Below are 23,565 nucleotides of genomic sequence, written 5' to 3' on the forward strand. Positions count from 1 at the left end.
CTCAGTGCCCCGTGTAGACCGGCGCACGCCGCTCGAGGAACGCGTTGACGGCTTCCTTGGAGTCGTCGTACGCAGCAAGCTCCCCGGTCAGCCCCTGCTCGATCTCATATCCCTCCTTCAACGGCATGTACTCGATCGCGTTGAGGCTGCGCTTGGCGAACCTCAGGACGGCAGGGCTGTGCCGGGCGATGGAACGGGCGAGCTCACGGGCCGTCGCGTCCAGCTGATCCCCGGGGACGATCTCGCAGATGCCTCCGTAACGCTCCAGCTCCTCCGCGGGTACCAGGTTGCCCTGCAGATGGAGGCGGCGGACGACGCCCTGGGGAACCAGCCGCGAGAGGTGCTTGGCGCCGCCCATCACTCCGACGTTCACCTCGGGAAGGGCGAACCGGGCCCCCTCGGCGGCGACCACCAGATCGCAGGACGCTGCGATGGCGAGACCGGTGCCGACGGCGACACCGTGCACCGCGGCGATCACCGGCACGGGGCAGTCATAGATGGCCCAGAAGGCCTCGCGGACCAGTCGCATCCGTTCCCCCGCGTTCTCCGGGGTCATGGTCTGGAACTCTGCGAGGTCGTTCCCACCGCAGAAGTGCTTCCCCCTGCCGCCGAGCACGATCACCCGAGCGTCCGGCAAGTGGCTCGCGACGTTGTCGAAGAACTCCTTGATCTCCAGGTACATCGCCCCGTTCACCGCGTTCACCGGGGGTCGGTTCAGCCAGACCAGGCCGATCGTGTCCTCGCCCGAGAAGTCGATGAAGTTCCACTCACGCATGTCGCCACCCGCCCTTAAGTCTATCTCAGCTAATCCAGCCTTCGGCGATGGCTCGAAGGCTGGACCGCAATGCTGCGGGTAGACTACGCCTCGGTGAGCGCCACTTGTCAACAGCCACTAACGCAGATCAATCGAGTGCTCGAGCTCTCGCTTCCCAGATTCGGCGGACGTGGCGGGCTCGCGGCGCAGCGCGACGTGCCTTCTGCGTCGCGGCCGGCCGGCGCCGGGGAGCGTCACACCGTGCTGAGTGCCGGCCCGCGGCACCGGTCGGTCAGCAGCCCGGAGCAGCGCAGCGCCGCGCCGAGCCGGTGCAGCGGTCGCCGACGGCAGGGTGGTGCAGCAGCGCGTCGAACGGGCCCGCGAGCGCCATCGGCGCCCGCCTCGACGCCGCCGGCCGAGCCCCCCGAGGGCTCGTGGTCGGCGCGTCGTGCAGCGCCCCCTGCTGCGCGATGCGCTCGCCGGGCGGCAGCGCTACGAGCCGGGGCTGCTCAGACGTGCACGATGACCTGCGTGCCGTCGACGGTCACCGGATAGCTGCGCACCCGCACCCGGTCGGGGTCCACCCAGGAGCGGCCGGTGCGGACGTCGAACTCCCACTGGTGCCAGGGGCAGCGCAGGATCTCGCCGCGCCGCTCGTAGCGGTACCGGCCCGGCGCGGGGGAGGTGACCGCCCCGGACAGCGCGCCCCGGCACAGCGGCGCGCCCTCGTGCGGGCAGGCGTTGCGCAGCGCGACGTACCCGTCGGCCAGGTGGAACACGCCGATCGAGCGGCCCTCGATCTCGACGATCTTGCGGCCGCCGGGCGGGATCTCGCCGACGGCGGCGACCACGACGGTCCTCACGCCGCGAACCGGTACTGGGCGCGGGCGTTGTCGTACATGATCCGCTGGTGCAGGTCGGCGGGCACCCGGGTCCGGAACGCGCGCTGCGGGTCGTCGAAGTCCCAGTGCGGGTAGTCGGTGGAGAACATCAGCACGTCCTGCCCGATCTCGCGCAGCAGCGGGACGAGGTCGCCCGGCCGCTCGGGCTCCTCCATCGGCTGGGTCGTGATCCGGATCCGGTGGCGTAGGTAGTGCGACGGCGGGTGCTCCAGGTCGGGCACCTCGTCGCGCAGCCGGTGGTGCAGCGCGTCGAGGCGGGCCATCAGCGCAGGCACCCACGCGAAGCCGCCCTCCATCAGCACGACCCGCAGGGCGGGGAAGCGGTCGAAGACACCCTCGAAGATCAGGCTGCTCACCTGCGCCTGGAACGCGACGGCGAGCCCGGTGTGGTCCTCGATGTAGTAGGACGGCCAGCCGCTCGCGGTGGTGGGCCCCGGGGTCGTCGAGGCCGCGTGGATCCCCACCGGCAGCCCGGCGCGGCAGGCCGCCTCGTAGATGGGCCAGTAGCGGCGCTTCCCGAGCGGGGCCATGCTCCGCGGGTACAGCAGGACCTGGACGAAGCCGTGGTGCGCCGCCGCCCGGTCGATCTCCACCGCGGCGAGGTCGGGCGACTCGAACGGCACGGTGACCGAGGCCCGCAGCCGGCTGTCACGCTCCAGCCAGTGCTCGACCTGCCAGTCGTTGACCGCCGCGGCCAGCGCCGCGCCGAAGGCGTCGTTGCGCTGCTCCGGCGCCCGGTACAGGCAGTTGAGCACCGCGTGCTCGATGCCGTAGGCGTCCAGCAGCTGGGCGCGCATGAAGTCGAGGTCCGAGCCGGGCAGCCCGCCCGACGGCGGCCAGGCGTCGCGTCTGCTCGCGAACCGCGCCGCCTTCGGGTAGGCGTAGCCCTTGGTGAAGGGGGAGAACGTCCGCGACCCCACGAGGTCCAGGTGCCGGCGCCACCGGGCGGGCAGGTACGGCAGCAGCGCCGCGTCCGAGGACACCGCGTTGTGGACGTCGCAGTCGATCAGGCCGGTGCCGCGCATGCCGATCCCTCCAGGCCGTACAGCCGGGCCGCGTTGCCGCCCAGTACCTGCGCCCGCTCGGCGGGCGAGAGCTGCTCCAGCAGCATGGTCGCCCCGTCACCGCGGTGCCAGTGCGGGTAGTCGCTGGCGTACAGCAGCATCCCGGCCGACCCGAGCTGGGCGAGGCAGCGCTCCACCTGCTCCCGGCCCCAGTCGGGCGCGGCGTCGAACGGGGCCACGCTCAGCAGCACGTGCGCGCGGATCAGGCTCGACGGCGGCCGGTCGACCCACGGCACCTCCTGGCGCAGGGCCTTCCAGTTCTTGTCGAAGCGCCACATCAGTGACGGCAGCCAGGTCACGCCGCTCTCCAGCAGGACCACCCGCAGGCCGGGGTGCGCGGCGAACACGCCTTCGCACACCATGCTGACCAGCTGGGACTGCAGGGTCAGGGCGGCGCCGGCGTAGTCCTCGACGTGGTGCGAGGGCCAACCCACCGGGGAGAGCGGGCCGGCCCCGGCGACACCGGGATGGATCGCCACCGGCAGCCCCGCGGCTTCGGCCGCGGCGTAGACGGGCCAGTACGCCCGCCTGCCGAGCGGGTCGGGGGCCGAGGCGAGCAGCAGGACCTGGACGAAGCCGGGGTTCCCGGCCGCGCGGGCGATCTCGTCCGCGGCCGCGTGGGGATCCCGCGGGGACACCACGATCGAGGCCCGGAACCGGGGGTCGGCGGCCAGCCACCGCGCGGCCTGCCAGTCGTTGAGCGCGGCCGCCAGCGCAGCCGACCAGTCGGGGTTGTGCACGGCCTGCACCGCGTACAGGCAGTTGAGGACGGCGTGCGTGGCGCCGGCGTCATCCAGCACGTGGGCACGCAGGAGCCCGGGGTCCGAGCCAGGCGGCCCACCGCCGACGCGCGCGTCCGGCCGCGCGGACAGCGGGCTCGCCGGCGGGTAGAACGCGGGGTCGAAGCCCTCCACGCCGCTCTCCACGCAGTAGTCGACCCACCGGTCCGGCAGGAACGGGAACAGCGCGGACAGCTCCGGCACGGCGTGGTGCACGTCGCAGTCGACTCTCGGCGCGGCCACCGTGCGTCCTCAGGCCGACCGGGCCGTCGCACGCCTGCGGAACGACCACATCTGCGGGCCGCGCTCGACCTCGAGCCCGACGTCCCACGGCGTCCCCGGCGGGCCGGCCTCCCGGCGGAACGAGGCGGTCATCCGGCGGGCCAGCGCCGGGTCGGCGCCCAGCGGGGCGGCGAGCTCCCGGGCGGCCGCCTCGACCTCGGCGTCCGGCAGGGCCTGCCACGCCAGCCCGAGCTCGGCTGCCCGCGCGCCGTCGATCTCGCGGCCGAACAGCCCGACCGCGGCCGCCGCGTCGCGCCCGGCGGCCCGGGCGAGCAGGGTGTAGTGCCCGCCGCCCGGGTGCACCCCGATCCGCAGGAAACCCGGGATCAGCCTGGCGTCGCGCGCGACGATCCGCAGGTCGGTGGCGAGGGCGAGGTTGAGCCCGGCGCCGACCGCCGGGCCGCGCACGGCGGCGACGGTGGCCACCCGGCTGCACCCCACCCGCAGGAAGGAGCCGTACAGCGCGTCGATATGGCGCTGCGCGTCGTCGTCGAGCGGATCGGCGGCGGCGCCGTCCAGCACCCCGAGGTGCGCACCCGCGCAGAACGACCCACCGGAGCCGCGCACGACCGCGGCGCCGACGTCGTCGCGGGCGTCGATCTCGTCGAACGCCGCGATCAGCTCGGCGGCCATCTCGACGGTGAGGGCGTTGCGTCGCTGCGGCGCGGCGAGCGTGACGACGGCGACCCCCTCGTCGATCTCGCACCGGACCTCGGTCATCCCGCCGCCTCCTCTTCCGCCACGACGACCCCCGCCTGCGCGAGCCGCCGGATCTCCTCCCGGCCGTAGCCGAGCTCGGTGAGCACCTCCACGCCGTGCTGGCCCAGCCGCGGCGCCGGCGGCGGCCGCTCCGGATGCCCGCCGCCGAAAGCGACCGGGAACCGGGCGAGCCGCAGCGTGCCCTCGGTGGGGTGTTCCACCCGCTCGAACAGCCCGACGGCGGCGAGGTGCTCGTCGTCGAACAGGTCGGGCACGGACCGGACCGGCGCCGCTGGGATCCCCGCCGCCTCGAGCGCCGCGAGCCAGGCGTCGGTGGGCCGGGCCACGAGCTCGGACTCGACGAGCCCGTACAGCTCGTCGACGTTGCGGGTCCGCTCGGTGATGGTGCGGTAGCGCGCCTCGTCGGCCAGCTCGGGCCGGCCGACCAGCGTGAAGAACGCCCGCCACTGCGCATCGGTGTAGACCATGACGCTCAGGTAGCCGTCGGCGGTGCGGTACGGCTTGCGGAACGGCGACGCCGTGCGCGCGTAGCCGGCCGCGCCGCGCGGCGGGTCGAAGACGTACCCGCCCTGCTGGTCGAGCAGCATGAAGGTGACCATGGACTCGAGCATCGGGACCTCGATCGCCTGGCCCCGGCCGGTCCGTCCGCGCGCGAACAGGGCCGACGCGATCGCGCTGGCCGCCATGATCCCCACGACCTTGTCGGCCACCGGCGTGCGCACGTAGGCCGGTTCTTCCGACCCGCCCTGCACCGCGGCCAGCCCGCAGCCGGCCTGGATGACGTCGTCGTACGCGGCCCGGTCGCGGTACGGCCCGTCGGCGCCGAACCCGCGCAGCGCGCAGTGAACCGCGGTCGGGTTCACCGCGGAGATCCCGGCGTAGTCGATGCCCAGCCGGCGCGCCGCGTCGGGGCGGACGTTGTGCACGATGACATCGGCTTCCGCCACCAGCCGCTGCAGCACCTCGCGGCCCGCCGGGTCCTTCAGGTCGAGCGCGATGCTGCGCTTGCCCTGGTTGGCGTTGAGGAACACCGGGCCCATCCCGGTGCCGCGCTCGTCGCCGATGTAGCGGACGACGTCGCCCGACGGGGCCTCGACCTTGACGACCTCGGCGCCCATCTGGGCCAGCAGCAACGTGCAGTAGGGGCCCATGAACGTCGTGGTGAGATCCACGACGCGGACCCCGGTGAGGGGACCCGTTTCCGGCGGCGTCACCACGGTTCCCTCCCGGCTGTGAGATCGGCCAGCACCTGCTCGGTGTGCGCGCCCAGCGCGGGCGCGGGACTGTGCATGCGACCCATCGTCGCCCCGTCGCGCAGCACCGGGAACACCACGTGTCGCCCGGCGGAGCTCTCCGCGACGACGCCGCGGGCCCGCACCTGCGGGGAGCGCGCGGCCGCGGGCACGGTCAGCGCCCGGTGCGCCGGGATGTCGGCCGCGGCGAACGCGGCCAGCCACTCGGCGGCCGGCCTGGCGCGGACCGCGCGGCGCAGCAGCGCGACGACGGCGTCCCCGTGCGCCCGCCTGCCCGCCGCCGAGCCGAAGCGCGGATCCGCCAGCCCGGGCACCTCCTCGGCGAGCAGCGCGGCCAGCCGCTCCCAGAAGTGCTCCTCGACGGCCCCGATCGCGATCCGTACGCCGTCCGCGGCCTCGAACACGTCGTTCGACGGGTGGTGTTGCTCGTCCGCGCCGGTGCCCTCCAGGCAGCGGTCCGCGCGGACGCTCGCGAAGGACAGGGCGGCGTCGGCGATCGCCAGGTCGAGGTAGGCGCCGTCGCCCGTCTCCCGCCGCTGGTACAGCGCGGCGAGGATCGCGACGGTGGCGTACGTGGACGCCGCGAGGTCGCTCACCGGCACCCCTGGCCGGCGCGGCGCGCGATCCGTCCAGCCGCCGGGCAGGGACAGCATCCCGCTGGCGGCGAGGTAGGTGACGTCGTGGCCGGGCGTGTCGCGCAGCGGGCCGCTCTGCCCGAACCCCGAGACCGAGCAGTAGACGATCCCGGGGTTGACCGCGCGGACGGCGGCGTAGGACATCCCGAGCCGGTTCGCGACGCCGGGCCGGAAGCCTTCGACGAGCACGTCCGCGCCGGCGGCGAGCCCGCGGCCCAGCTCCTGGCCATACCCGGTCTTCAGGTCGAGCACGACGCTGCGCTTGTTGCGGTTCGCCGCCTCGTGCAGGGCGCCCGGCAGTCGTCGCGCCGCGTCGCCGCCCGGCGGCTCGATCTTGATCACCGTGGCCCCCAGCTCGCCGAGGAGCTGGGTGCAGAACGGGCCGGGCAGCAGCGCGCTGAGGTCGAGCACCCGCACGCCGGCCAGGCACCCGGCCGTCGGCCCGGTCATGAGGCCGGGGCCGCGGCCGGGCCCGTGAGCAGGTCCCACAGCCCGCCGGGGCCGGCGGCCACCACTCGCGCGCCCAGCTCGGCCGACCAGACGCACTCGGAGCCGTCCTCGTCGCGCCACGCCATCAGGCGCCGGGTGTGCCGGTGGAGCTCGTGCTCCGCGGTGAAGCCGATCGCGCCGTGCACCTGGTGCCCGACCGCCACCGCGACCGCCGCCGCGTGCCCCGCGCAGATCTTGGCGGCCAGCACCGCCTCGTCGGCGGAGCCGTCGCGGTCGAGGGTGTCGACGGCGAGGTCGGCGATGGCCTGCGCCTGCTCGACGGTGCCCGCGAGCGCGGCGATCTGCTGCTGCACGGCCTGGAACCGGCCGATCGCGCGGCCGAACTGCTGTCGCTCGCCCGCGTACCGCACCGTCAGGTCGAGCACCCGGCGCAGCGCGCCGATCATGAGCAGGCTGCGGCCCAGGACGCCGCGGAGGGTGACCGCCGCCGGTTCCGGGCCTCCGGGCGTGCACCCGACGCCGCGGGCGGGCAGCACCAGGTCGTCGCGCGGCTCGCCCGCGAGGTTCGCGCCCGGTTCGAGCGTGCACGCCCGCGGGTCGAGCACGGCGTGGGTGGTGCGGCCGGCACGCCCGGCGAACACCGCGACCCGGTGGGCGCCGCGCGCCCAGGGGACCGCGCCCAGTCGGCCCGCCAGGCGGTGGCCCGGCCCGTCGGCCACCAGCGCACCGGCCGCGGCGCCGTCCGGCACGACGGCGAGCGGGCCGTGCGGGACCGGCAGGCCCGCGCTCGCCAGCGCCCATCCCGTCAGGGCTGTCTCGGCCACCGGGACCGGTGCCGCGTGGTAGCCGCAGGCCTGCAGCACGACGGCCAGGTCGGCCAGGTCGCCCCCGCTGCCACCCGCGGACTCGGGCACCGAGACGAGGGTGAGGCCGGACTCCGCCAGCACCTGCCACAGGCCCGCGCTCCAGCCGTGACGGGCGGCCTCGTCGCGGGCTCGGGGTCCGTGCTCGTCGAGGATCGCGGACACGGTGGACCGCAGCAGCTCGCGCTCGACAGGTGCTGAAGGTTGGCTCGCACGCTCGCTCATCCCGCGGCCTCCAGGCCGCGGGCCACCACACCGCGCAGGATCTCGTTCGTGCCGCCGCGCAGCGTGAACGACGGCCTGGCGAGCTGGGCGTGCTGCAGCAGGGCGCCCAGAGGCGCGTCCGCGGCCGAGCCGGGCCGGGTTGCGCAGGCGCGCCGGGCGATGTCGACGAGCTCGCCCTCCAGCTGGGTGCCGAGGTCCTTGACCAGCGCGGCCGCGGTGCCGGTCGGGATGCCCCGGTCGAGCAGGTCCTGCACGCGCAGCGACAGGGCGCGCAGCGCCCAGAGTCGCGCGGTGGCCGAGCCGATGTCGGTGAGGGCGGCCTCGCCATGCGCGGCGGGTGCGGACACCAGCTCGGCGAGCAGCGGGAACGTGCTCAGGTAGCGCTCGGGCCCGCTGCGCTCGTGGGCGAGCTCGGCCATGACCCCGCGCCAGCCGTCGCCGACCGTCCCGACGACCATGCCCGCGGGCACGGGGACGTCGTCGAGGGTGACCTCGGTGAAGTGCGCCTCGCCGGTCATCACCTCGATGGGCCGGATCGTCACTCCCGGCGCGTCGAGGTTGACCAGCATCTGGCTGAGCCCGGCGTGCCGGTCGCCGTTCGGCGGTGCGGTCCGGACCAGGGCGAGCAGGTAGTGGCTGCGGTGCGCGTGGCTGGTCCACACCTTGCGGCCGCTCACGCGCCAGCCCGTGGCCGTCGGGGTGGCGCGAGTGCGTACGGAGGCCAGGTCGGAGCCGCTGTCCGGTTCGCTCAGCCCGGCGGCGACGAACAGCCGACCGCGGGCCATGGCGGGCAGGAGGGTCCGCTTCTGCTGCTCGGTGCCCACGCGCAGCAGCAGCGGGCCGGTCTGCCGGTCGGCGATCCAGTGCGCGGCGACCGGGGCGCCGGCCGCGAGGAGCTCCTCGACGACGGTGAAGCGCTCCCGGGCCGACCGGCCTCCGCCGCCGTAGCGGCGAGGCCAGGTCATGCCGAGCCAGCCGCGCTCACCCAGCTTGCGGCTGAACGCCGGCGAATGCCCCTGGATCCAGGAGTCGCAGGACGGCCGGAAGGAACCCGCGTCCAGCTCGTCGGCCAGGAACCTGCGCACCTGCGCACGCAGCCCGGCGACCGTCGTCGCTGCCGTCGGGAGCATGGTGACCGGCCCTTTCGGTTCTGGTGCCGGACGAAGCCGGGCTCAATGACTGACAATGATGCGCATCATATGGCCGGGGTTCGCGCTGGCGTCAAGGGTGTTCGACCGGCACGTCGCGCCCACCCGCACGGACCGTTCCGGATGCGGGAACGTCGCTTGACACACCGCGGGCCCTCCTGCACATTGCTGCTCATCAATAGGAGAGATGCAAGCATGCCAGCGCGCAAGGCGATCCCGGGCCGATCCTGGGGACCGTCCTAGCCTGCCAGCCGATTGTCCAGGCCCCCGTTCCAGCGAGGTGACCGATGGTGACACTGGCCTTTCAGCCCGACCCGGACCTGGACAGCCCGCGAAGCCTCGAGCTGGTCTCCCGCCACCGTCCCGAGATCGCCCGCTCCTGGCAGCGGTCCGCCCGCAGTGGGGTCCGGCGGGACGCGGTCACCCTCCCCGGCCGCCTCGACGGCGACCGGCCCCACCGCCTCCTGCGCGCCGCCGGGGCAGTGGTCGAGCGACTGGCCCGCCGGCTGCAGGGGCAGCACTTCGCCGTCGTGCTCGCAGACGCGGGCGCGCGTGTCGTCGACGTGCGTGCGGGGCAGCCGGGCGTGCTCGCCTGGCTCGACCGGGTCGGCGTCGTCCCCGGCGCGCTGCTGGCCGAGGAGGCCGTCGGGACCAACGCGATCGGCTGCGCGGTGGAGGAGCGTCGCCCGTTCGCGGTCGTCGGCGTCGAGCACTACCGCGAGAACCTGCGGCGGCTCAGCGACCGGGCCGTCCCGGTCCGCCATCCCGTCACCGGTGTCGTCAAGGGGGCGCTCGCCCTCGCGTGCCGGACCGAGGACGACAGCGTGCTGCTGCTGCCGCTCGTGGAGGAGGCCGCGGCCCGGATCGAGGACGCACTGGCCGAGGACACCGCACGCCACGAGCGGCTGCTGCTGGACCGCTTCCTGCAGACCACCCGCCGATCCGCCACCGCCGTGGTCTGCCTGAACCGCGACCTGCTCATCAGCAACACCCTCGCCAGCCCGCTCGTGAGCCCGGCCGACCAGTCGTTCCTCTGGGACTGGGCGACCCGGGTCCTCGCGGGCCGCGACGAGTACTGCGGCGAGCTGCGGCTGGCCGAGGACGTCGTCGTGCAGGCCAGGTGCGCGGTCGTGCGGGACGACGACCAGGAGGCCGGGGTCGTCATCGAGATGCGGCCGCGCGCGACCGCGCCGCCCTGCGCGCCGCGGGGCGCCCAGCAGCACCTGCCGGGAGCGCGCGGCGGCGCAGGCGCCGGCGCCGTGCCCGGCCGGAGCGCCGCCGCGGAGCGGGTCCGACGCGAGCTCGCCGCCGTCGCGGGCGACCGGCGGCCGGTGCTCATCTCCGGTGAGCCGGGTACCGGCAAGACCTTCCTGGCCCGCCATCTGCACGAGCGGGACGGAGCGGTCGGCGCCGTGACCGTCCTCGAGACCGCGCAGTGCCGCGACGACCCGGCCGCCTGGTTCGCGCGACTGCGGGCCGGTCTCGTCGCGCCGGGAACCGTGGTGCTGCAGCACATCGACGAGCTGCCCGGCGACCTGGCCTGGCGCGCGGTGGGGCTGGTGGAGGGCGCCGACGAGCAGGCGGTGCGGCTCGTGGCCACGGCGCGGCCGGGCGGCAGCCAGGACGTGACGACGCGGCTGCGCGATTGCTTCCCGGCACGCCTGCAGCTGCCGCCGCTGCGGCAGGTGGCCGAGGACGTCGCCGCCATCGCGCAGGTGCTCGTCCGGGACCTCGCCGGTTGCTCGCCCGCGCCGCGCCTGGAGCCGGCCACGCTGCAGAGCTTGACGGGCCAGGTCTGGCCGGGGAACGTGCGCGAGCTGCGCGCGGTGCTCTCGAGCGCGCTGTTACGGTCGGGCGGTCGGAACGTCGCGCTCAAGCACCTGCCGCCCGAGTACCGCACGGCGCCGATCCGGCACCGGCTCACCGCCCTGCAGCGCGCCGAGCGCGAGGCCCTGCTCAACGCGCTGGACGACAGCGGCGGCAACAAGCTGGCCGCGGCCGAGCTGCTCGGCATCGCGCGTTCCACGCTCTACCGCAAGATCAGGATCCTGGGTATCGACGGCCGCTGCCTGAGCGGCTGAGGAGGGAGTGACGTGCTGTACGAACTCAGGGAGTACACGGTCGTGCCGGGCAGGCTGCCCGCGCTGATCGCCCGGTTCACCGATCACACGCTCGAGCTGTTCGCCAAGCACGGCTTCGACGTCGAGTTCATCTCCCACACCGAGTTCGGCGAGAACAGCATCGGCGAGGTCGTGTACGTCGTGCGGTGGGAGTCCTACCAGCAGATGCAGGACGGTTGGGCGGGGTTCCTCGCCGACCCCGAGTGGCAGCGGGTGAAGGCCGACAGTGAGAAGGACGGCCCGCTGAACTCCGCCGTGCGCCGACGGCTGCTCAACACGGCGCCGTTCGAGCGTCGCTCCTGAGGGACGAGTGCGAGTTCCTGCACCCACCGCGGACGGCCACCCGGGCACCGGGTGGCCGTCCCGGCCGGCGGCGTGAGGACGTCCGCAGGCGCCTCGCCGAGGTCGGCGCGTGCTGAGCCGGGCGGCTCAGCATCATCCGTGTACTGCGCGAGCTCCGCTCAACGCCGCCACACCACCGGCCGCGACACCAGGTTCTTGTGCTTCTTGTGCCAGTACGCGTCCGCCTCGTCGAGGTGGTCGCGCATCATCTTCTCGGCGAGGTCGCCGTCGTGTGCGCGGAGCGCTTCGATGATGCGGGTGTGCGCGTGCGCCGCGGCGACGTACCGCCGCGCCGTGTAGGTGACTCCGCCCGCGACGCCGTCGGCGACGCTGCTCAGGCTTTCGACGAAGACCTGCAGCACGACGCTGCGCGCCGCCTTGGACAGGGTGGAGTGGAAGATCCGGTTCTGCTCCTGGAAGACCTCGGGCCTCGGGTCGTCCAGGATCACGCCGATCGTCGCCTCCATCGTGTCCAGCTCGGCGTCGGAGATCCGGGCGGCCGCCAGCCGGGCGATCATGGGCTCGATCGCGCGACGGGCCTCCATCACGTCGTCGAGCGAGGCGTCCTCGAACTGCAGGATCAGGGTGAGGGCCTCGCCCAGGTCCTCCGGGCGGGGTCGGCGCACCACCGGCCCGCCGCCGGGCCCGGGCCGCAGCGTGATGACGCTGCGCGTCTCCAGCAGTCGCAGCGCCTCCCGGATGGTGGAGCGGCCGACGTCGAAACTCTCGATCATCTCCTTCTCGGTCGGCAGGACGCTGCCGGCCGGGAGTTTCTGGTTCACGATCTGGCTCGCCAGTTCGCGGGCGATGACCTCGGATATCTTCGGGCTCCGCCGAGCGCCGCTCTGGCTGTCATTCCTCGCCATTTCGACCCACCTCTCGACACGCACCCCGTCCGGACCGAGGGCGAGCCAGTGCCGCCCGGCGATGGCGCGAGAATAGCTGCGCATGATGATGATAGCGAGCCGCCGGGGGCTGTCCGACGCGGTCTGCTGGCGGCCCGGGTACGAGCACTCCCTCCGCAGGTCAAGGCATTGCGCGGCGCCTCGGTCGGGTGTGTCGACGGGGGTACCGACCGTCAAGGAGTGTTGCAGGATCGGACAGCTGCCCACCGTCCGGCCCGGCTAGCGTGCGTGCCACCAAGATCTCCGGACGGCCGTGAAACAGGGCCGGGAAAAGAGTCCAGGCAACGATCCCAGGTGGAGGAGTCCGCACGTGAAGTTCGTCTATTTTATGCTTCCGGCACTTCCGGCATCGGAACGTGAACGGGAAGCCCTGCGTCCCATCGGTCACCGGACCGAGAAGTGGCAGCAGATGCTCAAAGAGGTCCGCGAGCTGGCGAAGATGGCGGACGATTACGGCTTCGAGGCCATCTGCTTCCCGGAGCACCACCTGCACACCGAGGGCATGGAGCAGGGTGGGCCGCACTCGCTGTACCTCGACGTCGCCCACCACACCAAGAACATCAAGGTCGGCCCGGTCGGCTACGTGCTGCCCAGCCACAACCCGGTGAAGCTGGCCATCGAGACCGCGTGGCTCGACCAGATGACGGAGGGTCGCACGGTCGTCGGGTTCGCCCGCGGCTATCAGGAGCGCTGGTTCAACGCCATGACCCAGCTGCTCCCGGTACAGACCGCGACCAGCGACGCGAGCGAGCGCGACAAGCTCAACCGCGAGCTGTTCGAGGAGGTCTACCGGATCCTCAAGCTGGCGTGGAAGGAGGAGTCCTTCACCTACGACGGCAAGTTCTACTCCTTCCCGTACCCGTACGGGGGCACGAACTGGCCCGCCGGTGACTACACGCGGCGGTTCGGCGCCGACGGCGAGATGGGCGAGGACGGCCTGCTGCACAAGATCTCCGTCGTGCCCAAGCCGTACCAGAAGCCGCACCCGAAGCTGTTCCAGGCGTTCTCGATGAGCGAGAACACGATCCGGTGGACGGCTCGCGAGGGGATCACCCCGATCATCCTGACCTCGATCCCCGAGGACTACCGCAAGATGGTCGAGGCCTACCAGGACGAGGCGAAGCAGGTCCTCGGCCACGACCTCGCGCTCGGTGAGAACACCGGCGTGCTGCGGTCCGTGCACTTCGGACGCAACAAGGACGAGGCGATGCGCCAGGCCCGGCGCGGCGTCTCGGGGGTCGGGTGGAACAACTTCTGGGGCCACCACGGCTTCTACGAGGTCTTCCGCCAGGCCGGCGAGACCGGCGAGGTTCCGCGCACCGTCGAGCGGATGGACGAGTCGCACTACCTCTACGCCGGCGACGGGTGGGCCGGCCCCGCCCGGGCGCAGGTCACCGCGGTGCGCGCGCCTTCCGCTCGGCGGCGACCGTCTCGCGCACCGCGGGTGCGACCTCGCCGGCGAACAGGTCGATGGCGGCCGGGTCGTCACCCATGAGGATGAACCCCGAGATGCCGTGGGTCAGCGTGAGCTCGGCGAGCTCCCGGGCCCAGTGGTCGGGTGGGCCGACGAGCAGACCGCCCCGGGTGTCGGTGAACGTCCCGGTGATGTTGAGGAACCGGGTGATCGCCGCCGGGTCACGCCCGGCCCGGTGCGCGCCGTCGTCGATGTGCCGGTTCATCTCGGTGAGCGAGTCGGGGCCGTCGGGCAGGTAGGGCAGTGACGGCAGCCAGCCGTCCGCACGGCGTCCCGTCAGCCGGAGCAGCCGCGGCTTGTAGGCGCCGACCCAGATGCCGATGTCGTGGGCGGGCGCGGGACCGCGCTTCGCCCCGGTCGCCCGGTGGAAGGTGCCGTCCACCCGGACTCCGCCGCGCTGCTCGACGTCCCAGATGCCCCGGATGATCGAGATGGCCTCCTCCAGCGCCTCCACCGACTGACCGGGGTCCAACCGGCGACCGCCCATACCCTCGATGGCGTCCCAGAAGCCACCGGCCCCGATGCCGAGCTCGATCCGGCCGCCGCTGAGCAGGTCCAGGCTCGCGGCGCTGCGGGCGAGCACGGCCGGCTGGCGCAGCGGCAGGTTCAGCACGTTGCCCGACAGCCGGATCCGGCTGGTGCGGGCGGCGACGTAGGACAGCAGCGTCCAGGTGTCGTGGAACGAGGCCTGGTAGGGGTGGTCCTGGAAGGTCACCAGGTCCAGGCCGGCCCGCTCGGAGTGCAGTGCGAGCTCCACGGCGTGCTGCGCGGGTCGGGCCGAGGGGGTGACGAAGCTGCCGAAGGTCAGGTCGTGTCCGTAGTCGGTCACGGTGCGCTCCTCTCCAGGGCGGGAGTGATGTTGAAGTTGTCGCGGAAGGTGTTCCCCGGGTCGTACTCGTCCTTGAGCCCGCGCAGGCGCGCCAGCGTCCGGGGCGGGAAGGCGTCGAGCAGGCGTGCGGGGCGAGGGTCGCTCTCGAAGCTGAGGTAGAGGCCCTCGAAGTGCGGGTAGAGGTCCTCCCAGAGGGTGTCGAGCAGGTCGCGGCGAGCGCCGAACGCGACGACCTGGAAGTTCGCGTCGCGGTGGGCGTAGGCGGTGGCGTCCGCGTCGACGTCGGAGATCGCCCCGCCCAGCGAGCGGATCTGGAAGAAGTGCACCGCGCCGGTGGCGAGGAACCGCTCGGCCGCCTCGGCGAACGCCGGGGTGATGCGGCGCAGCAGCCCGCTGCGGGTGACCGGCTCGCCCCGGCCCCGGTGCACCCCGTCGTCCGCGTTGGCCATGACCACCGCGTACGGGGTGATCCGCACCTGCTGCTGCAGCAGGGGTGCGATCCCGGCGATCGGGGTGAGCCGCGCGAGGACGGTGTCCGGGTCGTCGGAGTCGACCACGGCCATCACCTGGGCGACCGCGGGCCGTCCGCGCCGTGGCGGGCCCAGGATGATGAAGCTGGTCAGGTCGCGGGGGGCGCTCTCCATGACCTGTCCCCAGTCGAGCAGGAAGCCGGCCGTGTCGCTCGCGTCGAGCGCGAGCTGGGCGAAGCCGACGTCGCCGACCTCGTCGACCTCGAACTCGAAGGAGGTGACGATCCCGAAGTTCGCCCCGGCCCCGCGGACCGCCCAGAACAGGTCCGGGTTCTCCGTGTCGCTCGCCCGGACGATCCGGCCGTCGGCGAGCACCATGTCGACCGCGCGCAGGTGGTCGATGGTCAGGCCGTGCTCGCGGGCGAGGTAGCCGATGCCGCCGGCCGTGGCGAGACCGCCGACCCCGACACCGCCGTAGTCGCCCGAGCTCAGGGCCCATCCGTGGGGATGCAGCGCCGCGGCGACCTCCATCCAGCGTGCGCCCGGACCGACGCGGATCCGGCGGGTCTCCTCGTCGAGGACTTTCACGGTGTTCATCAGCGAGACGTCGACGACGATCCCGCCGTCGTTGGTGGAGCGGCCGCTCACGCCGTGCCCGGCGCTGCGGATCGACAGGTCCAGGTCGGGGTGGGCGCGGGCGAAGGCGAGCGCGTCGGCGACCTGGGCGGCGTCGGACGCCCGCAGCACGATGCCCGGCGATCCCCCGCGCAGGTAGCCGGAGCGGAGGCGGTGGTAGGCGCGGTCGCCCGGCTCGACCACCTCGGCCAGCGACGCGGGTGCGGCGTCGTAGTCGATGCCGTCGCGGCGCCGGGCCAGCACCGCGGCCGGGCGGACCCGCAGCCCCGCGGCACCGTGCGGCACCGCCCGGTCCACGGCGGCGCGGAGCGCGGGGATCACCTCGTGGGCGAACCGCGTCAGCGTCGCGGGGTCGTCGGACATCAGGACGAACGTCCCGACACCGTGGTCGACGGCGAGCGGGAGCAGGTCGCTCACCCAGTCGGCCGCGGGTCCGTCGAGGAAGCCGGCGCGCTGCGCGGCGAAGCGGCCGGAGACGTTCAGCAGCCGCCGGATCTCGCGCGGATCCCGGCCGGCGGCGCGGGCGGCAGCGTCGATGGTCCGGTTGCCCGCGGCCAGCCCGTCGACGCCGACCGCCGCGAGGGTCGCGGACCACCCGTCGGCCTTCTCGCCGATGAGGCGCAGCATCCGCGGCCCCGCCGCCCCGATCCAGATCGGGATCTCGTGCGGTGTCGGGACGGTGGGCTGGGCGGCGCTCAGCCGGTGGTGCTCGCCGGAGTAGGTCACCGCGCCCGCTACGCCGTTCAGGGCGCGGACGACGTCGACGGCTTCGGAGAGGGCGTCCACGGCCTGCGCGGGCGGCAGCCCGTCTCCGCCCATCGCCTCGACGGCCTCCCGGTGGGCCCCCGCGCCGAGCCCGAGCTCGACGCGGCCGCCGGAGAGCAGGTCGAGGCTGGCCGCCGACCGGGCCAGGACGGACGGTGACCGCAGCGGGACGCTGTGGACGTTCGCCGCCAGCCGGATCCGGTCGGTCACCCCGGCGACCCAGGAGAGCAGCGTCCAGGTGTCGAGGTGCTCCGGCAGGTGGGGACGGTCCGGGAAGGTGACCAGGTCGTAGCCGAGCTGCTCGCTCAGCCGCGCCAGCTCGACCGGGTCCTCCGGCGTCCGGCTGTCGGGAGCGAGGAACGTCCCGAACTCCAACCGGTGGGCGTAGGTCATCGCGGCATCTCCTCGTCGTCACGGCCGTGCGGGGCCTCGACCAGGTTCTGCGGGTTCCCACCGCATGGCAAACACCCGGTAAGTCGCTTACTCTGCATAAGTGACTTCGCTCCACGGTCCCGCAGCCGGCTTCGAGCACATCGACGAGGAGAGGTGTCGCGGCTTCCAGGCCTCGATCGAGCTGGTGGGGCGCAAGTGGACCGCCGGCATCCTCCTCGCCGGGATGCGTGGCGCCCGGCGCTTCGTCGAGTACCGAGCGCTGGTGGCCGGCATCTCCGACCGCCTGCTGACCCAGCGGTTGAAGGAGCTGGAGGACGACGGTCTGGTCGAGCGCACGGTCGTGCCGACCATGCCGGTGCTGATCCGCTACGAGCCGACCGAGCGGGCACGGGGACTCATGCAGGCGCTGCACCCCTTGATCGCGTGGAGCGAGACCGAGGACCGGGGCGGCTCACGGCCGGCTCCGGTCCCGTCGGCGAACCGGAGGGCTCAGGCGGAGTAGTAGTCGTTGCCCCGGGAGAACTCCAGGAAGCGGCAGTCCTGCTCGCCGACGGCCCACGCGTCGTGCCCGGGCGGGAGCAGCATCACGTCACCTGCGGAGAACTCCTCGGTGGAGCCGTCGGTCATCTGCACGCCCAGGGTGCCGGCGACGACGTAGGCGACGTGGGGGAGCTGGCACAGGTCGGTCCCGGCGTAGTCCTTCAGGTCGTGGGACCACCGCGCCCCGACGGCGAAGGTCACCTCGGTGACGCTGACGCCGTCGAGTTCGGCGGTCCTCTTCGAGATCAGGCCGTGCGCGTCGCTCTCGACCGCGGCGAGGGTCGCCTTCTGCATCGCGGGGTTGTACGTGCCCATGGTGACGCTCCAGGGTGGAAGGGGCCGGGTCCCTCCATCCCACCCCACCGCGGCGTGCGGGACCAGAGCGTGGCGCGCACGAGGGAACGCGTGCGCCGTCGCGGGCCGCGGGTCCGCCGGCCCGGTCGAGCGCCCGCACCGGCGGCGGGCGCCCGCCTCAGGGCAGCACCGCCAGGGCGTCGACCTCGACGAGGAAGCCCGGCGCAGCCAGCGAGGTGACCCCGATCCAGGTGCTCGGCTGCTGGAACCGCGCGCCCAGCGTCGCGCCCGCCCGGTCGCGCCCGACGACGAACCGCTCCGCCTTGGCCTCGTCCAGGTCGACGACGTAGACGGTGACCTTGGCCAGGTCGTCCGGCGTCGCCCCGACCGCGTCGAGTGCGGCGGCGATGTTGAGGTAGCACTGCTCGGCCTGCGCCGCGACGTCGTCGCGGCCCACGAGGTGGCCCTCGGTGTCCCAGGACACCTGCCCGGCGAGGTGCACGGTGCGCGAGCCCTGCGCGACCGCGACCTGGTGGTGGACATCGACCCGGTTGACCCGTCCGGGGTGCACCAGTTCCACACTCATCGTCCTGCTCCTCCTGTGCCACGGCAGCGCACGGCGACGCCACGTCGTCGATGGTCGGGACAGTCGACACCGTGCCGCAGCGGCACGGTCAAGCCGCACGGTCGCCCGGCGCACCGCGGGCGGGCGGATCGGCGGGCGTCAGACCTGTGCGTAGCCGCCGTCGGCGGCGAGGTCGGAGCCGTTGACGAAGCCGGCCGCCTCCGACGCGAGGAACACCGCAGCCGCGGCGATCTCCTCGGGCTCGGCGAGGCGACCGAGCGGGACCGAGTCCTCGGTGGCGGCGAGGTCCTCGGCTGAGAGCAGCCCGAGCAGACCCGAGCTGCGGGTCGCTCCGGGGGAGAGCGCGTTGATCCGGAACCCGCCGGTGCGGGCGCTGTGGGCGAAGCCGCGCACGAGGTTGCGGATCGCGGCCTTGGTCGCCCCGTACACGGGCAGGAACGGCTCCGGCCGGGTCGCGGCGGTCGACCCGATCAGGATGATCGAGGCGCCCTCCGCGAGATGCGGCAGGGCCTTCTGCACGGTGAACAGCGAGCCCTTCACGTTGGTGGCGAACATGGCGTCGACCTGCTCCTCGGTGATCTCGCCCAGCGGGGCCGCGATGCCGATACCGGCGTTGGCCACCACCACGTCGAGCCGTCCCGCCTGCTCGGCGACGGTCGCGTACAGGGCGTCGAGGTCATCGAGCCGGCTCACGTCACAGGTCACACCGGTCGCCCCGGGACCGAGCTCGGCCTCTGCCGCAGCGAGCCGAGCCCGCTGACGGCCGGTGACGAACACCCGCGCACCCTCCGCGAGGTAGGCGCGCGCGATCGCCAGACCGATACCGCCGCTCCCGCCGGTCACCAACGCGACCTTGCCGTCGAGCACTCCCATGATCGCTCCCATCCCCGAGTTCTTTACCGTTCGGTCCATAACTTGCCACGTACTGGACGGTTCGGTCAAGAACGGCGTGGGGTGATCCCCGCCCACGCCGCCGTCGGTGCGCCGGGGGTCAGGACGCGGGCAGCAGGGTGGCGAGCAGCGTCCCGGCCACGGCCTGCAGGAGGACCGGGTCCCGGCCGGTGCGGCCGAGGACGATCAGGCCGAGCTGGCCGGCGAGGACCGCCTGCGCGGTCTGGACCGGGTCGATGCGGGAGGTGACGTCGTCCTCGCGCTGCGCCCGCCGGATCGACTCGGCCAGCACCGCCGTCGTCGCGTCGTAGCTGCGCCGGGCCTCGGCGGCGACCTCGGGCGCGCTCACGGCCAGCTCCATCAGGGTGTTCGCCAGCAGGCACCCGCGGCGGGCCCCGGCCCCACTCGGATCTCCCACGGCAGCGAGCACGAAGTCGCGGACGACGTCGACACCGCGGTCGGCCCCCTCGAGCCGGGCCCGCAGCATCCGGTCGTTGGCCTCGTCGTACTCGCGCAGCACCCGGAGGAACAGGCTCTGCTTGTCGCCGAAGGCGCCGTAGAGGCTCCCCTTGCCCAGCCCGGTGGCCGCGAGCAGGTCCTCCAGCGACGTGCCGGCGTACCCGTTGTCCCAGAAGGCCGCCTGCACCGCGGCGAGCACCCGCTGTTCGTCGAACTGGCGGGGGCGCGGCACGGCCCGAAACTACAACTGGTGGACCGATCGGTCCACCACGCCTCAGCCCCTGATCGTGTCGATCACGTGCCGGTAGGGGGAGGGGTCGATCCGGGCGTCCACGAGCAGCGGGCCGCGCCGCCGTGCCCCGAGCGCCCGGTGGACCTCGTCGACGGTCCCGACGACGACGCCGGGCACGCCCATCGCGACCGCCACCGCGGCGAAGTCCGTCGCCGCGTACCTGACGGCCGGCCCACCCCCCTGCCCGGCGCCCTGCTTGAGCGCGATGAGGGTGAGCGCCGCGTCGTTGAACACGACCACAGTGACGTCCAGCGCCAGCCGGGCGAGCGTCTCGATCTCCGCCATGGCCATGCCGAGCCCGCCGTCGCCGGTCAGGCAGGCGACCCGGCGTCCCGGGCGGGCGAGGGCGGCCCCGATCGCCGCGGGCAGGGCGAACCCCATGGTGGCCAGGCCGTTGGAGATCAGCACGGGGTCGGGCCCGTCGGTGGACCACAGCGGCATGGTGACGAGCATGTGCGCGCCGGCGTCGACGGTGAGCGCGACGTCACCGAGCGCCGCGCGGGCCGCCCGCACCACGTCGAGCGGGGTGAGCGCGCCCGCCGTGGCCGGAGGGTGGGCGCCGATGCGGTCGACGGCGGCGTCGTGCGCGCGGCGACCCGCCCCGGGCGGCCAGTCCGGTGCCGCCCCCGCCAGCAGGGCGGGCAGCAGTGCGGCGTAGGGACCGACGAGCAGCGCCGGGTCGCCGAAGTAGGCGGTCTCGACCGGGTGGGAGTGCACGAGGACGACCGCGGCGCCGGACGGCCACGGTCCCGGCACCGCCTCGACCGCGTCCAGCCCGATCCCGACGACCAGGTCCGCGCCCGCGAGCAGCGGGCGTTCGACGGCGGCGCCGGTGAAGAGCCCGGCGAAGGTGGGCCAGGACTCCGGCACCACGCCCTTGGCCGCGTAGGTGACCAGCACCGGGCAGTCGATCCCCGCCAGTGCCTCCCGGACCGCGGCCACGTCGGCGAGCGCGTCGATCCCCACGACGACCACCGGACGCCGCGCCGACGCCACCAGCGTGCGCGCGCCCGCCAGGTGCCGCGGGTCGACGGCGCACGGGGGCGCCGGCGTCGGTGGCGCGTCGCCTGCGGCCGTCGGGTCGAACGCCAGGTGCACCGCGCCGGGCGGGGACTGCAGGGTCAGCCGGGCGGCCGCCGTCGCGACCGCCACCGGTTCGACGTGGCCCAGGGTGCCGCTCCACTTCGCCAGGGGCGACGCGGCGGCGACCTGGTCCAGCCGCTGGTGCGCGGTGCGGCCCGCCGTGGACGCCGGGACGGTGTCGCTGACCAGGAGCAGGGGGGCGCGGTCGAGTGTCGCGTGGGCGAGGCCGTTGGCCGCGCTGGTCAGGCCGGGCCCGCGGGTCACGAGCGCGGTGCCGGGCGTCCCGGTCAGCCGGCCGTGGGTGGACGCGGCGATGCAGGCGGCCGTCTCGCCGTGGGTGAGGACGAAGTCGATCCCGCGGTCGGCCGCCGCGCCGATCACGTCGAGGTTGGGCCCGCCGCCGGGGACCCCGAAGATCCGCCGGACGCCGGCGGCGAGCAGCCCGTCGGCGAGCGCGTCGGCCAGTCCGCGGGTGGTGGTCGGATCCACGGTCGTCCCTCTCAGGTGTCGACACTTGAGCGAACGGTGTCACGGTAGCCCCGGAGAATGCTCTGTTCACAGCCTGGACACGCCCCGGATCTCGCCCTAGCTTTCGTCGAAGTGTCAGCAGTGGATGCGCGTCGATCCGAGGGAGCCCACGATGGCGATCACAGTGGCGAAGTTCCGGGACGTCTCCGAGGGCACCCAGCCGGGGCAGTTCGAGATCGGTGACCATGCCTCGGTGTCGAGCCTCGCCGACCTCGACCCGATCTACCGGCAGCTCCTCGACGAGCCGGTCACGGCGGTCGTGTCGGTCACCGGCAGCACCGGGCGGTCGAACCTGACGCCGGTGTGGTTCGACTACGAGGGCGACACCGTGCTGCTCAACCTGGCCACGCACCGCAAGAAGGTCGACTGGCTGCGCGCGGCCCCGCAGGCCACCTTCCTGCTGATGAACCCGGCCAACGCCTACCACTGGATCAGCATCAAGGCGACGGTCACCCGGGAGGTCTCCGAGGACGACCCGGAGGAGGGGCCGCGCGTCACGGCCCAGCTCGACCGGATCTGGACCAAGTACACCGGGGACCCCGGTGCCTACGCCCTGCGCGACCCGGGCCGCGAGGAGCGCCGCGTGCTCTTCGAGCTCGCCGTCGACTCGATCGCCACCTTCGGTCGTCCCTGAGCGGGATGGAGACGACGGGACCGACCGCGACGGGCCCGACCGCGACGGGGATGCCCTCCGTCGCGGTCGTCGGCGGTTCGCTGGGCGGGCTCACCGCCGCGCTGCTGCTGCGCGACCTCGGCTGCGACGTCACGGTGCACGAGCGGTCCCGGGAGACGCTGCAGGCCCGCGGCGCGGGGATCGCGGTGCTGCCGGAGACGCTCCGCTACCCGGTGGAGCGGCTCGGTGTCCCGGTCGGGCGGATCAGCTCCAGCACCGACTGGATCCGCTTCCTCGAGCGCGACGGCTCGGTCCGGCACGCCCAGCGGCACCGGTACCGCTTCTCGTCCTGGAACACGGTCTACCGCACCCTGCTCGACGCGTTCGGCGCCGACCGGTACCGGCTGGGCCGGGACATGACGTCGTTCGCCCCGGACCCCGCAGGCGGGGTGCGGGTGCGCTTCGCCGACGGCGAGGACGTGCGGACCGACCTGCTGGTCTGCGCGGACGGGATCGGCTCGGTCGCGCGGTCCCTGCTGCTCCCCGAGGTCGGGGCGCGCTACGCCGGCTACGTCGCGTGGCGGGGGACGGTGCCCGAGCGCGAACTGGACGGGCCGGCGTTCGACGCGCTGCACGACGCGCTGACCTACCAGGTCCTGCCCGGCAGCCACGTGCTGGTCTACCCGATACCCGGGCCCGACGGGGCGGTCGCCGTGGGCGAGCGGCTGATCAACATGGTCTGGTACCGCAACGTGGCGGAGCCCGACCTGGCCGCCTTCCTCACCGACCGCGACGGGCAGCCGCGACCGGTGTCGCTGCCGCCGGGCTCGGTGCGCGACGAGCTGGTGGAGGAGCTGCGGTGCTCCGCGGCGGCGCAGCTCGCGCCCCCCGTGGCCGAGGTCGTCGCCCGCATCGGGCAGCCGTTCGTCCAGGCCGTGTTCGACATCGGGGTGCCGCGCATGGTGTTCGGCCGGGCCTGCCTGCTGGGCGACGCCGCGTTCGCCGTCCGCCCGCACACCGCGGCCGGGACGGCGAAGGCGGCCGAGGACGGCTGGGTCCTCGCCGCCGAGCTCGAGGCGGCGGGCGGCGACGTGCCGGAGGCCCTCGCCGCGTGGGAGACCGCCCAGCTCGCACTCGGCTCGCGACTGCTCGAGCGCAACCGGGAGATCGGCGACAGCTCCCAGTTCACCGGCACGTTCCGGCCGGGCGATCCCCGGTTGATCTTCGGCCTGCACGGGCCCGGACGGTGACGCGGTCGGGGACGTCCGGG

Annotated in this window: 23 protein-coding genes; 6 read left to right on the top strand and 17 right to left on the bottom strand. The window is 73.9% G+C overall.

What is annotated here, in order from left to right:
* Nucleotide 1: 1 nt before the first annotated feature.
* The 9 genes from H6H00_RS20200 to H6H00_RS20240 form a co-directional block, all read right to left on the bottom strand.
* Nucleotides 2–775 carry an enoyl-CoA hydratase-related protein gene (locus tag H6H00_RS20200; RefSeq protein ID WP_185717305.1) on the bottom strand — a complete coding sequence of 258 codons (774 nt, stop codon included), beginning with the start codon at nucleotides 773–775 and terminating at the stop codon, nucleotides 2–4.
* Between the two features lie 488 nt (nucleotides 776–1,263).
* Nucleotides 1,264–1,617, bottom strand: coding sequence for a Rieske (2Fe-2S) protein (locus H6H00_RS20205; RefSeq protein ID WP_185717306.1), 354 nt, complete (start codon nucleotides 1,615–1,617; stop codon nucleotides 1,264–1,266).
* Nucleotides 1,614–2,681, bottom strand: coding sequence for an amidohydrolase family protein (locus H6H00_RS20210; RefSeq protein WP_185717307.1), 1,068 nt, complete (start codon nucleotides 2,679–2,681; stop codon nucleotides 1,614–1,616). The genes H6H00_RS20205 and H6H00_RS20210 overlap by 4 nt, the downstream gene beginning before the upstream one ends.
* Entirely contained in the window at nucleotides 2,663–3,742 is a 1,080-nt protein-coding gene (locus H6H00_RS20215) for an amidohydrolase family protein (protein ID WP_185717308.1), read from the bottom strand. The genes H6H00_RS20210 and H6H00_RS20215 overlap by 19 nt, the downstream gene beginning before the upstream one ends.
* A 9-nt stretch (nucleotides 3,743–3,751) precedes the next feature.
* Entirely contained in the window at nucleotides 3,752–4,501 is a 750-nt protein-coding gene (locus H6H00_RS20220) for an enoyl-CoA hydratase/isomerase family protein (protein ID WP_185717309.1), read from the bottom strand.
* The gene (locus tag H6H00_RS20225) at nucleotides 4,498–5,718 is read right to left on the bottom strand and encodes a CaiB/BaiF CoA transferase family protein (protein ID WP_369408061.1); all 1,221 of its coding nucleotides are present in this window, start codon (nucleotides 5,716–5,718) and stop codon (nucleotides 4,498–4,500) included. Before H6H00_RS20225 ends, H6H00_RS20220 begins: the two co-directional genes overlap by 4 nt.
* Entirely contained in the window at nucleotides 5,712–6,839 is a 1,128-nt protein-coding gene (locus H6H00_RS20230; protein WP_185717310.1) for a CaiB/BaiF CoA transferase family protein, read from the bottom strand. The genes H6H00_RS20225 and H6H00_RS20230 overlap by 7 nt, the downstream gene beginning before the upstream one ends.
* Nucleotides 6,836–7,927: an acyl-CoA dehydrogenase family protein gene (locus H6H00_RS20235; protein WP_185717311.1), complete on the bottom strand. Its 1,092-nt coding sequence runs from the start codon at nucleotides 7,925–7,927 to the stop codon at nucleotides 6,836–6,838. Before H6H00_RS20235 ends, H6H00_RS20230 begins: the two co-directional genes overlap by 4 nt.
* Entirely contained in the window at nucleotides 7,924–9,057 is a 1,134-nt protein-coding gene (locus tag H6H00_RS20240; RefSeq protein WP_185717312.1) for an acyl-CoA dehydrogenase family protein, read from the bottom strand. The genes H6H00_RS20235 and H6H00_RS20240 overlap by 4 nt, the downstream gene beginning before the upstream one ends.
* 305 nt (nucleotides 9,058–9,362) lie before the next feature.
* Between H6H00_RS20240 and H6H00_RS20245 the strand changes: the two genes are divergently transcribed.
* Together H6H00_RS20245 and H6H00_RS20250 are read left to right on the top strand one after the other, a co-directional pair.
* Nucleotides 9,363–11,156: a sigma-54-dependent Fis family transcriptional regulator gene (locus tag H6H00_RS20245; protein ID WP_185717313.1), complete on the top strand. Its 1,794-nt coding sequence runs from the start codon at nucleotides 9,363–9,365 to the stop codon at nucleotides 11,154–11,156.
* Between the two features lie 12 nt (nucleotides 11,157–11,168).
* Nucleotides 11,169–11,498: an NIPSNAP family protein gene (locus tag H6H00_RS20250; protein ID WP_185717314.1), complete on the top strand. Its 330-nt coding sequence runs from the start codon at nucleotides 11,169–11,171 to the stop codon at nucleotides 11,496–11,498.
* Between the two features lie 158 nt (nucleotides 11,499–11,656).
* On the opposite strand, the gene H6H00_RS20255 is transcribed toward H6H00_RS20250, so the two are convergent.
* Nucleotides 11,657–12,487, bottom strand: coding sequence for a FadR/GntR family transcriptional regulator (locus H6H00_RS20255; RefSeq protein WP_185717315.1), 831 nt, complete (start codon nucleotides 12,485–12,487; stop codon nucleotides 11,657–11,659).
* A 283-nt stretch (nucleotides 12,488–12,770) separates the two neighbouring features.
* Here H6H00_RS20255 and H6H00_RS20260 point away from each other — a divergent pair, with 283 nt between their 5' ends.
* Nucleotides 12,771–13,937 carry an LLM class flavin-dependent oxidoreductase gene (locus H6H00_RS20260; protein ID WP_344736929.1) on the top strand — a complete coding sequence of 389 codons (1,167 nt, stop codon included), beginning with the start codon at nucleotides 12,771–12,773 and terminating at the stop codon, nucleotides 13,935–13,937.
* Here H6H00_RS20260 and H6H00_RS20265 read toward each other — a convergent pair.
* Nucleotides 13,834–14,745 (bottom strand): LLM class flavin-dependent oxidoreductase, encoded by a 912-nt coding sequence (locus tag H6H00_RS20265; RefSeq protein WP_185717317.1) that lies wholly within the window; start codon nucleotides 14,743–14,745, stop codon nucleotides 13,834–13,836. The genes H6H00_RS20260 and H6H00_RS20265 overlap by 104 nt on opposite strands.
* Nucleotides 14,742–17,009, bottom strand: coding sequence for an LLM class flavin-dependent oxidoreductase (locus H6H00_RS20270; RefSeq protein WP_185717318.1), 2,268 nt, complete (start codon nucleotides 17,007–17,009; stop codon nucleotides 14,742–14,744). The genes H6H00_RS20265 and H6H00_RS20270 overlap by 4 nt, the downstream gene beginning before the upstream one ends.
* 100 nt (nucleotides 17,010–17,109) lie before the next feature.
* Between H6H00_RS20270 and H6H00_RS20275 the strand changes: the two genes are divergently transcribed.
* The gene (locus tag H6H00_RS20275) at nucleotides 17,110–17,511 is read left to right on the top strand and encodes a winged helix-turn-helix transcriptional regulator (RefSeq protein ID WP_185717319.1); all 402 of its coding nucleotides are present in this window, start codon (nucleotides 17,110–17,112) and stop codon (nucleotides 17,509–17,511) included.
* On the opposite strand, the gene H6H00_RS20280 is transcribed toward H6H00_RS20275, so the two are convergent.
* The 5 genes from H6H00_RS20280 to H6H00_RS20300 form a co-directional block, all read right to left on the bottom strand.
* Nucleotides 17,499–17,864 carry a cupin domain-containing protein gene (locus tag H6H00_RS20280; protein ID WP_185717320.1) on the bottom strand — a complete coding sequence of 122 codons (366 nt, stop codon included), beginning with the start codon at nucleotides 17,862–17,864 and terminating at the stop codon, nucleotides 17,499–17,501. The genes H6H00_RS20275 and H6H00_RS20280 overlap by 13 nt on opposite strands.
* 157 nt (nucleotides 17,865–18,021) lie before the next feature.
* Nucleotides 18,022–18,429 carry a RidA family protein gene (locus H6H00_RS20285; RefSeq protein ID WP_185717321.1) on the bottom strand — a complete coding sequence of 136 codons (408 nt, stop codon included), beginning with the start codon at nucleotides 18,427–18,429 and terminating at the stop codon, nucleotides 18,022–18,024.
* A gap of 138 nt (nucleotides 18,430–18,567) precedes the next feature.
* A complete protein-coding gene (locus H6H00_RS20290; protein WP_255425276.1) occupies nucleotides 18,568–19,314 on the bottom strand; it encodes an SDR family NAD(P)-dependent oxidoreductase in 747 nt (248 codons plus the stop codon).
* A gap of 106 nt (nucleotides 19,315–19,420) precedes the next feature.
* A complete protein-coding gene (locus H6H00_RS20295; protein ID WP_185717322.1) occupies nucleotides 19,421–20,011 on the bottom strand; it encodes a TetR/AcrR family transcriptional regulator in 591 nt (196 codons plus the stop codon).
* A gap of 42 nt (nucleotides 20,012–20,053) precedes the next feature.
* Nucleotides 20,054–21,643, bottom strand: a complete 1,590-nt coding sequence (locus H6H00_RS20300) for a thiamine pyrophosphate-binding protein (protein ID WP_185717323.1) — start codon at nucleotides 21,641–21,643, stop codon at nucleotides 20,054–20,056.
* A 151-nt stretch (nucleotides 21,644–21,794) separates the two neighbouring features.
* Here H6H00_RS20300 and H6H00_RS20305 point away from each other — a divergent pair, with 151 nt between their 5' ends.
* Together H6H00_RS20305 and H6H00_RS20310 are read left to right on the top strand one after the other, a co-directional pair.
* Entirely contained in the window at nucleotides 21,795–22,316 is a 522-nt protein-coding gene (locus H6H00_RS20305; RefSeq protein WP_185717324.1) for a pyridoxamine 5'-phosphate oxidase family protein, read from the top strand.
* 50 nt (nucleotides 22,317–22,366) lie between these two features.
* The gene (locus tag H6H00_RS20310; RefSeq protein WP_185717325.1) at nucleotides 22,367–23,545 is read left to right on the top strand and encodes an FAD binding domain-containing protein; all 1,179 of its coding nucleotides are present in this window, start codon (nucleotides 22,367–22,369) and stop codon (nucleotides 23,543–23,545) included.
* Nucleotides 23,546–23,565: the final 20 nt, after the last annotated feature.

Source organism: Pseudonocardia petroleophila (genome assembly GCF_014235185.1).
GTDB lineage: Bacteria > Actinomycetota > Actinomycetes > Mycobacteriales > Pseudonocardiaceae > Pseudonocardia > Pseudonocardia petroleophila.

Coding starts and splice junctions, on each gene's coding strand:
- H6H00_RS20200 (WP_185717305.1), bottom strand. CDS start 775: ATGCGTGAGTGGAACTTCATCGACTTCTCGGGCGAGGACACGATCGGC.
- H6H00_RS20210 (WP_185717307.1), bottom strand. CDS start 2,681: ATGCGCGGCACCGGCCTGATCGACTGCGACGTCCACAACGCGGTGTCC.
- H6H00_RS20220 (WP_185717309.1), bottom strand. CDS start 4,501: ATGACCGAGGTCCGGTGCGAGATCGACGAGGGGGTCGCCGTCGTCACG.
- H6H00_RS20230 (WP_185717310.1), bottom strand. CDS start 6,839: ATGACCGGGCCGACGGCCGGGTGCCTGGCCGGCGTGCGGGTGCTCGAC.
- H6H00_RS20235 (WP_185717311.1), bottom strand. CDS start 7,927: ATGAGCGAGCGTGCGAGCCAACCTTCAGCACCTGTCGAGCGCGAGCTG.
- H6H00_RS20240 (WP_185717312.1), bottom strand. CDS start 9,057: ATGCTCCCGACGGCAGCGACGACGGTCGCCGGGCTGCGTGCGCAGGTG.
- H6H00_RS20245 (WP_185717313.1), top strand. CDS start 9,363: ATGGTGACACTGGCCTTTCAGCCCGACCCGGACCTGGACAGCCCGCGA.
- H6H00_RS20255 (WP_185717315.1), bottom strand. CDS start 12,487: ATGCGCAGCTATTCTCGCGCCATCGCCGGGCGGCACTGGCTCGCCCTC.
- H6H00_RS20260 (WP_344736929.1), top strand. CDS start 12,771: ATGCTTCCGGCACTTCCGGCATCGGAACGTGAACGGGAAGCCCTGCGT.
- H6H00_RS20270 (WP_185717318.1), bottom strand. CDS start 17,009: ATGACCTACGCCCACCGGTTGGAGTTCGGGACGTTCCTCGCTCCCGAC.
- H6H00_RS20280 (WP_185717320.1), bottom strand. CDS start 17,864: ATGGGCACGTACAACCCCGCGATGCAGAAGGCGACCCTCGCCGCGGTC.
- H6H00_RS20285 (WP_185717321.1), bottom strand. CDS start 18,429: ATGAGTGTGGAACTGGTGCACCCCGGACGGGTCAACCGGGTCGATGTC.
- H6H00_RS20290 (WP_255425276.1), bottom strand. CDS start 19,314: ATGGGAGCGATCATGGGAGTGCTCGACGGCAAGGTCGCGTTGGTGACC.
- H6H00_RS20305 (WP_185717324.1), top strand. CDS start 21,795: ATGGCGATCACAGTGGCGAAGTTCCGGGACGTCTCCGAGGGCACCCAG.
- H6H00_RS20310 (WP_185717325.1), top strand. CDS start 22,367: ATGCCCTCCGTCGCGGTCGTCGGCGGTTCGCTGGGCGGGCTCACCGCC.